The sequence below is a fragment of the Cohnella rhizosphaerae genome (assembly GCF_029525575.1).
Taxonomy (GTDB): domain Bacteria; phylum Bacillota; class Bacilli; order Paenibacillales; family Paenibacillaceae; genus Cohnella; species Cohnella rhizosphaerae.
This window is the reverse complement of the sequence record NZ_JAPDIA010000003.1, coordinates 1,588,337-1,599,978: the sequence shown is the minus strand read 5'-3', so window position 1 is coordinate 1,599,978 and position 11,642 is coordinate 1,588,337. Positions and strand designations below refer to the sequence as shown.

Here is an 11,642-nt window from a genome sequence, read left to right as displayed (position 1 = left end):
CCCCCCTTGTTAATCGCGATATTTCCGTTTGCGCCATGCTCGCGCCGGATTGCTCATGGTCTTCCGCGCCCGGTCCGCGCGCTCCCGTCCGAGCCTCATCCGGCCTCTTCCACCGGCGCGCCTGCCCACGGCGCGAATACCGTCTTGATCGCCTCCGAGACGACTCGCTCCCCCCGTCTCCGGATCGTAGCCGAGCAGCTCGCGCACGGCCTGCTCGTGCTGCTCAAGCCGGTACCGGCCGGTGACGAGCGAATCGAGTCCCGGCATCGTCTCCGCGAGCTGCAGCGCGAGCGGGAACGTGCAGCGGTACTCGCCCGCGCCCACGATGCTGATGCCGTTCTGGACGAGCCGGACCGGCGAGATCGAGTAGCGGTACAAGGCGTCGATGCCGAAGGGCACGATCCGTCCGCCCCGCCCGATCCAGCGCTCCGCGGCCTCGAGCTGGTTGCCGACCGCGTCGATGACGACGTCGAACTTTCGGCCGCCGGCGATCCGCTCCGCGACGGCCTCGAGCTCGTCCGGCCGGCAGGCCGCGTCCGCGATCCGCTGCGCAGCCCGCAGCCGCGCCGGGTTCAGCTCGGTCGCGACCGTCAGGCGCGCGGTCGCCCGGCTCGCCATCTGGCAGAGCAGGCCCATCGGCCCCGAGCCGATGACGAGCACCGCGTCGTCGCGCTTCACCTGCGCCTCCTGGAGGTTGTGGAGCACGCAGGCGAGCGGCTCCACGAGCACGCCGCGCTCCCAGGACATGCCGCGGGGCAGGCGGTGCACGAACCGCTCCTCGGACACATAGTAGCGGGCGAACGTCCCGGGCGCGTTCAGTCCGGCGATCGCCATCCCGCCGCCGCAGCCGACGCACAGATTGGGCATCTCCCGCCTGCAATATTCGCAAGCGCCGCAGCTCCAGTTCGGATCGATGACGACGCGATCGCCGGGCCGCAGCCGCCGGACCGACCGTCCGGTCTCGACGACCGTGCCGACCGCCTCATGTCCGCGGGTCACATGCGGCACGCCCTCCTCCTTGCCGGCGATGACGGCCAGATCCGTACCGCAGATGCCCGTCAGCTCGATCCGGATCTTGACCTGCGTCGGCGCGGCGACGGCGGGCTCCGCGACCTCCGTCAGCTCGAGCTTGCCTCTCGGCGTCCACTGGAGCGCGTTCATGCCGGCGCCCCCTTGCGGACGCGCCGCCGCAGCACCGCGCTGCCGAACGGACCGAGCGGCAGCTCAAGGCAGCCGTCGCGGGACGGTTGAAACTCAGGGACGCCGCCTCGCTCCCCTCCGCCAGGCAGACGGAAGGCGCCCCCGCCAAGCGCCTCCCACGTCTCGATGCCCGCCGCCTCGTCTTCGCCGGACTGGCCCAGACCGAGTCGCAGCGTCTGCGGCTGCGCGCCGGCGTTAAAGGCCACGACGATTCGCTCGTCTCCGGCAAATCGCTCGTATGCCAGCGTTCGCCCGTCCGCCGGCGCATGCAAAAATCGGATGCCGCCCCCGCGAAGCGCGCCGTGCGACCGTCGCAGCGCGATCATCTCCCTGTAGAACGCGAACAGCTCGCGATTTTGCGCGTCCGGCGCCCAGATCATGCAGCGCCTGTTGTCGGGGTCGTTTTCCCCGCTCATGCCGATCTCGTCGCCGTAGTAAATGCAGGGCGCGCCGATATACGTGAACTGGAACAGCACCGCAAGCTTCATCCGCGCCTCGTCCCCGCCGCACAGCGTCAGCAGTCGCGCCGTATCGTGACTGCCCAGCAGTTGGAAGGAAGCTTCGCACACCTGCTGCGGATACAACGCGAGCTGCTGCGAGACGACGTTCGCGAACGTCTCGGCGTCGATCATGCAGGATGCGAAAAACTTGATCGCCAAATCCCGAACCGGGTAATCCATCACGGCGTCGAGCTGGTCGCCCCCGAGCCACGCCATCGCGTCGTGGAAAATCTCCCCCGAGCAAATAGGCGTCGGGCTTCGCCGCCTTGACCGTCTCGCGCAGCCTGCGCCAGAAACGGTGGTCGATCTCGTTGGCGACGTCGAGACGGAAACCGTCGATATCGGCCTCTCGCAGCCAGTACGCGGCTACCTCCAGCAGATATTCGGCCGTCGCGGGATGGGATACGTTCAGCTTGGGCAGATCGGCCTCGTACCCGAAAGTCTCGCAGACGAGCGGAGCGCCCGAGTGCGGATCCGGCCAGCTTCGCACATGGAACCAGTCCGCGTACGGCGATGCCGCGCCGCGCGCCAGCACGTCGACGAACGGCGGGAAGCGGCTGCCGGTATGGTTGAATACGAAGTCCAGCAGCACGCGGATGCCGCGTGCATGACAGGCTTCGACCAGCGCCTTGAGCGTCTCGGCCGTTCCGAACTGCGGGTCGACCGCATAGAAATTCTCCGTATCGTATTTGTGGCTCGACGGCGCCTGAAACAGCGGCGTAAAGTAGATCGCGTTCACGCCGAGCGCCGACAGATGATCGAGCTTGTCCATCACGCCGCGCAGGTCGCCCCCCGAAGGCGTTCTGCTTCGTCGGCGCGCTCCCCCCCAAGGCTCGAACGGCCCTCCCGCCGCCTCGCCGCTTCTCGCGAAGCGATCCGGAAAGATTTGATAGAACACGGCATCCTTCACCCAGCCGGGCGGCCGGATCGCGTCGTCCGGGTTCATGTACGGATACTCGAAGTTGCCGAACGACTCTTCCGGAGGCTGCTCGTCCAGCCAGCGTTCGCCATAGTAGATCCGCTCCTGTCCGGACGTCAGCAGGAAGCGGTAGCTGAGCCTGCGCGAATCGACCGCGATATCGGCCTCCCAGTAGTCGTACAGCGCATCGGCAAGCTTGATTTCCATCCGCGCGCGACGCTCGGTGCCGTGCCAGTCGTACTTGTCCCCGTAGCAGACGACGGCTTCGTCGATATCGCCGCGCGCCGCGCGCAGCCTCACCCGCACCTGCTCGTCGTCGTACATAAAAGCCCAATTCTGCTTGTGGCGATGATAGAGCGCTCCTCGGTTCATCTCCGTCCTCCTCTTTGATTCCTGTCGATCGGGCTTAAGCCATAGCGCTTGCGTGAGACAAAACCGGACGTGATCCCTCCCGGGCCAAAAAAAAAGAAAAAGGCACAGCCCCGACTTGCGTTCGAGGTTGTACCTTTCGGTAACATGGCCTTCAATTTTTCCAGATTGTAGCACTATATTTTTGCTTTTTCAATATCTTATTTTGCTATGATCAGGCGATCGGGAAAATACGACAAATCCCGCAAATGCCACAGCGGCGCGGTTCCAATCGAACGGCTATGCCAGAAACCGCAATCGGAGAGGACCAATCAACGCGTTTTGACATGGCGATAATAATTCCATTTATTCCTATTTAATGGAATCTAAAGTTTAGCTTTTTTTTCATTGTTCAACGTTTGCGGGCCTTCACACTCCAAGGTCAAGGAAACCGGTTTTCCTTTTTTATTTCTATAAAGTTAAAAAAACGGCGACGATGCGGAAGCTCGTCGCTTCCGCACCGCCGCCGTCCTTCGGCAGCCTCACTCTCCCGGCGGCCATACCGCCTGCGCCGTTCGTCCCTCGAAGGAATAGGCCGCGCGGACCGGGGCCGCACACGCGCCCCGGACGATGCCGCCGTCGTCGACGCGCGCGACGCCTTCCGCGGGTCCGGTCGCCGCGAAGCCACCGCCAAGCGGCGTCAGGCGCAGCCCGCCGGCATACGATGCCGCCGGCACGAACCGTCCGACCGCGTCCGGCCCGTGCAGCGCCGTCGCCGGCGCAGGCTGAAGGCTGACGTCCGCCAGCTCGCCCGGCTGTCCGAAGAAGTGGAGCAGCGGCAGCGCGGCGCGCGCTTCCCAATCCGCTTCGGTGTGCGCCGCCTCCGGATCGAAGTAATACGCCAACTGCCGGTTCGGCTCGTAGCCGGCCGCGAGCAGCTCGTCGACGAGACCCCGAACGTGCTTTTCGAGGATCAACGTTCCTTCCTTGCCGCCCGTATCGATCCAGATCTTGCGGAGCGGGGGCCTGCCTTTGAATCTCGCATATACGCGCGTCTCCGCGAGGTTGTCGGGATTGACGTAATACAGGTAAGGCGACATGATGCCGATCATGCCGAAAACGTCCGCTCGCCGCATCCCGATATGGTAGGTGACCTGGCCGCCGCGCGAAGATCCGAGCAATCCGGTATGCGCCGGACCGGTCTTCGTCCGCAGCACCGCGTCGATGTAAGGCTTGAGCTCCTCGATCAGGAATCGCTCGTACAGCTCGCCCTTCGGCGTAATGTCCATTTTGTCGCGGGCATAATCGACGCCTTCGAGCGCATGCGTATACTCGTCCGCGCGCGCCGTCTCCATATTGGCGGCCCCGACCATGACGATCTCCCCGATTCGTCCTTCCGCGATGAGCCGGTCGGCGATGCGGTGCAAATTCCACGATTGCCCGTTGTAGCCGGGGTGGAATACATTCTGACCGTCGTGCAAATACAGCACGGGATAGCGTCGCTCGGAGCTTTGGCTGTAGCCGGGCGGCAAATAAATATAGATGTCCCGCTCGTTGTCCAGCAGCTCGGAACGGAATTTGTCGATGCGCAGCAGCGTCATGCCGTCTCCTCCTCTTCTGCGGCCGCGTCGGTTCGGCGCGGCGCTATGTCGATCCAGCCCTTCACCTTGTATGCGGCGAGCAGCCCTTCTTCGGCCCGGAGCAGCCGATACGGGACTTCCCGGCCCCATTCGTCGGATTCCTCGCTGCCCATGCCGCGGGAGATGCGGAATTCGACCGCGAACCCGCGGGGCAGGGCGAACGTGCCGCCGTAAAGCCGCGCGCCGATCTTCGGCAGCTCGATGCCCGCGTAGATCATCTCGGTATCGGGCGTATCGGCCGGCACCTCGACGCGGAAGCTGACCCGCACCGTCTGCGGCAGGCCGGCGACGACCGCGACCGCCCGCGTGACCTGCTGCTTGGCCGCGTTCGTGTACGTCACCTCGGCCGCGCCCTCCCGGCGCGGCACGATCGTGCCGTCCGGCAGCACCGAGAGCACCGACGGCTGCGACACGGCGTACGCGCCGTCCAGATTCGTGGCGGCGAACCCGCTGTCGTACTCGTCGGCGGGGCTGAACCACGCGGCCGGCTCCGTCAGGCTGACGGTCTCCGGTCCGTGCAGACGCGATCGGACGATACGCCCCGGATGCCCGAACAGGAAGATCAACGGCTCGTGGAGCCGGGCTGCCCAGTCCTTCTGATAATGACCGGATTCGGGTACGAAGTGATACATCAGGTCGGCCCCGGGACGGAAGCCCGCTTCGATCATGGCGCCGACGACGGTCCGGACGTGCCGCTCCATCACCGTGAAGCCCTCCGCGCCGCCGACGTCCATCCAGACCCGGATCGGCGGCTTGAAGCGGTGAACCTCGCTGAGCCACAGCTCCTGCTCCTGGCGCTGGTCGGGCCTAACGAAAAACGGGCAGAGCGCGCCGACGAGGCCGAACGTCTCCGGACGGCGGAAGCCGAGATTGTACGCCATCAGGCCGCCTGCCGACGAGCCGAGCACCCCTGTATGGGCGGCATCCGGCAGCGTCCGGTATTCGCGATCGATGTAGGGCTTCACTTCCTCCGCCAGGAAGCGCTCGTACAGGTCGCCCTGCGCGCCTTGGCCGAATACCTTATCGAGCCACGGCACCGGGTGCATGTACTCGGCCACCCGCGCGCCGGTCACGTGGGCGACGCCTACGATGATGATCGGGCGAATCAGCCCTTGTGCGATCAGGCGATCGGCGGTCTTGTGCGCCTCCCAGGAGCCGCCCCGGCTGTCCGCGGCAAATACATGCTGTCCGTCCTGCATATACAGCACCGGGTAGCGAACGTCCTTATTCGCTGCCTCTCCGTAGCCGTCGGGCAAGTAAACATAGAGCTCTCTCTCATTGTCCAAAAATTCGGACCGGAATCCGGCCAGCGTTACGATTTTAGACGGCATAACGTCCTCCTAGGCGCCGCGCGGGCGCGATGAATGGTCAGCCCTTGTCCGCTCCCGCGGCCAGGCCGTGAATCAGGTACTTCTGAAAAAACATGTAGAGCGCGGTGATCGGCAGCGCGGTCAGCACGGAGCCGGCGGCGAACAGGCTGAAGCTGGAGTTCATTTTGTCCGACACCATGCCGTACAGCCCCTGCGCCAAAGTCATCTTGTCGGAAGAGCGAAGCACGATCTGCGGCAAAATGAAGTCCATGACCGGTCCGATGAACGCCGTCAGCATGACGAAGGTAATCGCGGGAACCGATAGCGGCAGCAGGATGCGGATAAAAACGTCGGCACGCCCGGCGCCGTCGATGATCGCCGCCTCTTCGAGGCTGCGGGGAATCGTGTCGAAGTAACCCTTCATCACCCAAACCCCGAACGAGACGGAGCCGCCCGCGTAGATCAGGATCAGCCCCAGATGCGTGTTGAGCAGCCCCGTCTGGAGCAGCAGCACGAAGATCGCCATGATCGACAGGAAGCCGGGGAACATCTGCAGCACGAGCAGCGTCATGAGCCCGACCTGCCTCCCCCTTGAAGCGAAGGCGCGAGAAGGCGTACGCCGTCACGGTCACGAGCAGCGTCGAGAGCAGCATATTGGATACGGAGATGAACATCGTGTTGCGGTACCACAGCGCGAAGTCCGTCTCGCGCAGCAGCCGCCCGAAGTGCCGAAGCGTCGGATGCTCCGGCACCATGCTGCTGATGAGCAGCGTATCGCCGGGATTGAGCGCCGTGCCGGCGACCCAGACGAGCGGATACACCGTCGCGGCGAAGATGGCGGCCAGCAGCGCATACAGCCCCGCGGCGACAAGATGGTCTTGCATACGTTTCATGGTCGCTCAATCCTTTTCTCGAAACGAATGGGTGCGGCTGTAGTTCAGCACGGAGACGAGCGCGACGACGACGAACATGACGATGGAGACGGCCGAAGCCATGTTGAACTGGTTTTGCTCGAGCGTCATCTTGTAGATCCAGGACAGCAAAATGTCGGTCGAACCCGCGAAGTAGTAGTCCGGATTCGGCGGACCGCCGTCGGTCAGCAGGTAGATCAGGTTGAAGTTGTTGAAGTTCGACGCGAACTGCATGATCAGAATCGGCGAAGTCGCGATCAGCACATGCGGCATCGTGATCCGCCTGAACTTCGACGCGCCGCCCGCGCCGTCCACCTCGGCGGCCTCGTACAGGTCTCTGGGGATCGTCGTCAGGATGCCGGCCAGCAGCGCCATCAGGAACGGCATCGACATCCAGAAATGCACGAGCAGCACCGTCAGCTTGGCGACCGTCGGGTCGGACAGCCAAGGAACGGCCGGCAGTCCGGCGCGCTCCAGCAGGCCGTTGACCGGACCGAGCGCGCCGTTGAAGAGCACGCGGAAGACGAGGATCGCGATGAACGACGGGAACGCCCAGGGCAGCACGAACGCCGTTCGCCACAGCTTTTTGAACCGGACCTTGCGGTGCTCGATCAACAGCGCGACGGCGAGACCGCCAAAGTAGGCGACAAGCGTGGACAACACGGCCCAAACGACGTTCCAGGCGAAGATGCCGCCGAAGGTGGACGTCCACGCCCGGTCGGACAGCAGGCGGGAGAACGTCTGCAGGCCGGTCCAGCTCACGAGGGAGCGATCCGGAATATGGTTCGGCGACGCGTAGTTCGTAAAGGCGATCAGCACGTTAAAAAGCATGGGCACGACCGATACGAAAAGAACGAACAGCAGCGCGGGCGCGAGCAGCAGCAGTGCCGTCCGCCCGTCGCGGGAGCGGCGATGGACCGGCGCCGGTCGCCCGAGCTTCGGCAGGGCTTGGGCCGCCGCCGCGTCGCCGTATCTGCGGGTTCCGGGGAACGGTCCGCCGCCTGCGATCAGGGCAGCGCGGTGCCGATAAGCGTCGGTCACGTTCAGCGCGTGGAGGAGCAGCAGCGCAGCGCCGGCGAACAAGGCGAGCAGACCGTTGATCAACAGGAAAATCGAATGGTCTCCCCGCACGAGCGCGCCGTCGACGATCCGCGTCGGCGTGTCGCCGAGGGTGATCAGCCCTTCGAGCGCCCGGCCGATGCGCGGCGCGCCGACGATCAGCGCGACGGCATAGGCCGCCATGAACAGCGCGCCTTTGGCGTATTGGCGGTTCAGCAGCTGTCCCCCTCCCGCGCAGAAAGCGGACAGCAGCCCTGCCGTCGCCGGACCCGCCGGACCGGCGCGATAAGCGATCGCGCGATCTCCCCGGCTCATCCGCTTGTTTTCATGGCGGTGCGCATCTGATTCGCCATATTGTCCAGCGTTTTCTTGATGTCGGCGCGGTCGTCGTTCCAGATGACGGACAACGCCGCGTACGAAGGCACCCACAGCGCCGAAGTCTCGGGAATGACGGGCAGCGGCGTCGCGTTCTGCAGCTGCGCGAGGAACGAAGAGACGTTCGGATCGGCCATGATGGCCGGATCGCTCACCAGATCCCGCCGCGTGGGCAGCTGCGCGGTCATCTCGTAGCGGAGCTTGGCGTTGTCGCGGCTCGTCGCGAGCTCCGCGAACAGCTTGGCGGCGTTCGGATATTTCGTGTAGGAATTGACGAACAGCGACCGCACGCTGATGAGGCTCTGCGGATGCTCGCCGTTCGGCAGCAGCGGCAGCTGGACGACGCCGAAGTCGACGCCCGCCTTGCGCAGATTGGCCATCTGCCACGTACCTTCGATCATCGCGGCGGCACGGCCTTCCTGGAACAGGCCCGAGATCACGTTGTTGTTGATGTCCGCCGTATTCAGCGGGAACAGCGCCTTCAGGCTCCGCGCGAACTTCACGCCTTCGACCGCGCCTTCGCCGCTCAGTCCGATATCGTCCGGATTCGTGCCGTCGTCGCCGAAAATATAGCCCCCCGTAGCCTGCGATGAAGGCATGCATCTGATAGATTTGAGCGACGTCCCAGACGAGTCCGTACTTCTTGGCTGCGGGATCGGTGAATGCGCGGCCGAACGCCAGCAGCTCCTCGAACGTCGCCGGCTCCTTGGGCATCAGCTTTTTGTTGTAGTAGAGCGCATAGGTGTCCGCCGACATCGGGTAGCCGTAGAGCACGTCCTTGTACGTGATCGCCTGCGCGACGGACGGCATGACGTTCTCGAGCACATCGTTCTGCGTGCGGTCGTTCGGCAGCATCAGGCCGGCGCTCGCCCCTTTGCCGATCGCGTCGTGCGGCGAGGAGAACACGTCCGCGCCCAGGCCCGCGGGGCCGTCCGTCATGAGCTTCCCGACCGTGTCGATGGACGGGACGACCTCTACCTTGACCTTGACGCCGTAAGCGGTTTCAAATTGCTTGCCTATCTCCTGCAAAAACGCCCGCTCGTTCCCGTCGGACTCCCATACCAGCAAGGAGGCACCCTTTTCAGGCTTGATGTCAGCGCTTACAGTTTGAACCGGCGACGCGCCCGCCTCATCGGTCTGCTGCCCGCTGCCCTGGCCGTCCGTCTTCGTACTCGCGTTCGCGCATCCGGCTGCGGCGACCAGCGCAAGCGCCAGTACGAGCAATTTTCCTATTTTGTTTTCCGGCAAAACGATCCCACTCCTTCTCATTAACTTAATCGTTTAAGTTGACTGCCTATTCAAATTAGCACGAACAGATTGTCCGTGTCAATACGAAAACTTGAAGTTACTCCAACAAAAGTCGCAAAAAGTAGATTTTTGTCGCATCCCACCCATTTGACGTATTCCCATTCCAGCGCCTGCCTCTCGCCCAAAGCCAAAGATAAATTTCTTCTTGCTCGAAAATACGCTGAAAAGTATACTTGCCCTATAAACATTTGCGCGTGAAGAACACCGCCTCTCCTAAAGGAGTTGGCGGTGTTTTTTGTTGCCGCTTTAAGGAGGAGATGTGCCGGATGGAAGAACGATATACAAAATGGCTTGAGCAACAGCGCCGCCGACGGACGGGCGAATCCTTGCGCAGACTGCTTGAAGGACACGCTTTTAACGAAGCGCTATTTGCAAAAGAAATATGGCTTAAGGGTGTAGGCAGTTTGAATGATTTGCAAGCCGAATACGAGGTGCCGGGATTCGGAGAGGGCTCGTTTTACATCGATCACGCTTACCTAAGACCTCCATACAAGATTGGTTGGGAGATCGACGACTTCAGGACGCACGGACAGCACGCGAGCCGGCGCACGTTCGAATACGAGCGAGAGCGGCAAAATCATCTCGTACTGAACGGCTGGACTGTATTCCGCTTGCCCCTGGATATGATACGCGACCAGCCTAACAAGTGTAGGCGGTTCGTCCTGCTAACGCTTGGGAAATTGTACGGAGACTTCGGAGAGAAAAAGGAGACCTCCCTTCCGCTTAAGCAGCGGGAGCTCGTCCGATTCGCGAACAAGCTGCAGCGGCCGTTCTCGCCTGCCGAGGCTGGCGAATTGCTGGGTATCAGCACTCGGCATGCGCGGACGATTTTACACGAGATGGCCGAGCAAGGCTGGCTCGATCGGGCTGGCGGACTCCAGCGAATAAGAACCTATCGGCTTGGAGAAAAGGGTAAACTGTATTAAGAACCGTACGCAAGGACTTTGGTGCTGCTAGGGTGTGAACGCTTCGCGCTTTAGCGGAACTTTTTTCCGCTAAAGGCCCAGGGAGGCGTGTGCCTACGTGCCTTAGCGGAACTTTCTTCCGCTAAAGGCCCAGGGAGGCGTGTGCCTGCGTGCCTTAGCGGAACTTTTTTCCGCTAAAGGCCCAGGGAGGCGTGTGCCTGCGTGCCTTAGCGGAGCTTTCTTCCGCTAAAGGCCCAGGGAGGCGTGTGTCTACGTGCCTTAGCGGAACTTTCTTCCTCTATAGGCGCGGGGAGTACCCCTGAGCGCTGAACTTGCGTGCGACAACGGTATTTTCTGCCTAGCTGCCCGCCCCCCCTATAGCGCTTCACGCCGCGGTTCCAGACCGCGAGGCCGATGCCTGCCGCGATCAGGCCGACGACGGGCGTCATCCACGCCATGAAGACGCTGCGATGCGCTTCGAGGAAGAACATGGCCGGGTATACGCCGACGAAGGCGAACGGCAGCACCCAGGTGAGCAGAAAGCGGATGCCGCGGTTGTAGATTTGCACCGGATAACGGCCGTAGCTCTGTATGTTGTACATGAGCGGGATGATGCCCGTCGGCGCGTCCGAGTAGAACGAGATCGCCGCCAGCGTCACGTAGAGGCCCGTGTAAATGAGCACCGAGCCCAGCACCATCACGATGAGCACGAACGGGTCGTACCAGTCGAACGCGAGCCCGAGCTTGCCCCACGCCGTGCCCATGATCGCGAGCCCGACGAGCGAGGAGACGAGCGACGGCGGGTCTACGTTTTCCAGCATGACCTGGGCAAGGGAGTGGGCGGGTCGCGTCAACACGCGGTCCATCTCCCCCTTGATGATGTAGCGATCGCCGAAGTTCCACAGATTCGTGAAGGCGCTGAACACGCCCTGTGCGATCATGAAGTAGCCATACACGAACACGACCTCGGACTCGCTCCAGTCCCCGAGCGTCGGCGTGTGCTGGAATACGATAAAGATGAACACCAGATTCGTCAGCGAAAACAGCAGGTCGCTCACGACCTCCACCCAAAAATCGGCGCGGTAGGTCAGCTTCACTTTCGCATAATTGGCGATGTATTCTTTGAATAGTCCGAACGTGTAGCCAAGTCTAGACAGTCTCAATTTA

Annotated in this window: 8 protein-coding genes and 5 pseudogenes; 1 reads left to right on the top strand and 12 read right to left on the bottom strand. The window is 62.8% G+C overall.

Annotated elements, in window-relative coordinates; all coding sequences use genetic code 11:
• Nucleotides 1-9 precede the first annotated feature (9 nt).
• The 11 genes and pseudogenes from OMP40_RS12910 to OMP40_RS12865 form a co-directional block, all read right to left on the bottom strand.
• The gene (locus OMP40_RS12910; protein ID WP_277531816.1) at nucleotides 10-1,161 is read right to left on the bottom strand and encodes a zinc-dependent alcohol dehydrogenase; all 1,152 of its coding nucleotides are present in this window, start codon (nucleotides 1,159-1,161) and stop codon (nucleotides 10-12) included.
• Nucleotides 1,158-1,406, bottom strand: a complete 249-nt coding sequence (locus tag OMP40_RS40090) for a hypothetical protein (RefSeq protein ID WP_338131168.1) — start codon at nucleotides 1,404-1,406, stop codon at nucleotides 1,158-1,160. Before OMP40_RS40090 ends, OMP40_RS12910 begins: the two co-directional genes overlap by 4 nt.
• Before the next feature lie 12 nt (nucleotides 1,407-1,418).
• Nucleotides 1,419-1,916, bottom strand: a pseudogene (locus OMP40_RS12905) (alpha-amylase family glycosyl hydrolase); the annotation flags it as partial.
• A 94-nt stretch (nucleotides 1,917-2,010) separates the two neighbouring features.
• Nucleotides 2,011-2,943 (bottom strand): annotated as a pseudogene (locus OMP40_RS12900) (alpha amylase N-terminal ig-like domain-containing protein); the annotation flags it as partial.
• A 566-nt stretch (nucleotides 2,944-3,509) separates the two neighbouring features.
• Nucleotides 3,510-4,568, bottom strand: a complete 1,059-nt coding sequence (locus tag OMP40_RS12895) for an alpha/beta hydrolase (protein WP_277531815.1) — start codon at nucleotides 4,566-4,568, stop codon at nucleotides 3,510-3,512.
• Entirely contained in the window at nucleotides 4,565-5,938 is a 1,374-nt protein-coding gene (locus OMP40_RS12890) for an alpha/beta hydrolase (RefSeq protein ID WP_277531813.1), read from the bottom strand. The genes OMP40_RS12895 and OMP40_RS12890 overlap by 4 nt, the downstream gene beginning before the upstream one ends.
• Nucleotides 5,939-5,975: 37 nt before the next feature.
• Nucleotides 5,976-6,810 (bottom strand): annotated as a pseudogene (locus OMP40_RS41630) (sugar ABC transporter permease).
• Nucleotides 6,811-6,816: 6 nt separating this feature from the next.
• Nucleotides 6,817-8,202: a carbohydrate ABC transporter permease gene (locus tag OMP40_RS12880; protein WP_277531812.1), complete on the bottom strand. Its 1,386-nt coding sequence runs from the start codon at nucleotides 8,200-8,202 to the stop codon at nucleotides 6,817-6,819.
• Entirely contained in the window at nucleotides 8,199-8,861 is a 663-nt protein-coding gene (locus OMP40_RS12875; RefSeq protein ID WP_277531811.1) for an extracellular solute-binding protein, read from the bottom strand. The genes OMP40_RS12880 and OMP40_RS12875 overlap by 4 nt, the downstream gene beginning before the upstream one ends.
• A gap of 46 nt (nucleotides 8,862-8,907) precedes the next feature.
• A pseudogene (locus tag OMP40_RS41625) lies at nucleotides 8,908-9,531 on the bottom strand (extracellular solute-binding protein); the annotation flags it as partial.
• Between the two features lie 29 nt (nucleotides 9,532-9,560).
• Nucleotides 9,561-9,920, bottom strand: a complete 360-nt coding sequence (locus OMP40_RS12865) for a hypothetical protein (RefSeq protein WP_277531809.1) — start codon at nucleotides 9,918-9,920, stop codon at nucleotides 9,561-9,563.
• 54 nt (nucleotides 9,921-9,974) lie between these two features.
• Here OMP40_RS12865 and OMP40_RS12860 point away from each other — a divergent pair, with 54 nt between their 5' ends.
• Nucleotides 9,975-10,496, top strand: a complete 522-nt coding sequence (locus OMP40_RS12860) for a DNA-binding response regulator (RefSeq protein ID WP_277531808.1) — start codon at nucleotides 9,975-9,977, stop codon at nucleotides 10,494-10,496.
• A 344-nt stretch (nucleotides 10,497-10,840) separates the two neighbouring features.
• Here the strand turns inward: OMP40_RS12860 and OMP40_RS12855 are convergent.
• A pseudogene (locus OMP40_RS12855) lies at nucleotides 10,841-11,632 on the bottom strand (ABC transporter permease); the annotation flags it as partial.
• Nucleotides 11,633-11,642 lie beyond the last annotated feature (10 nt).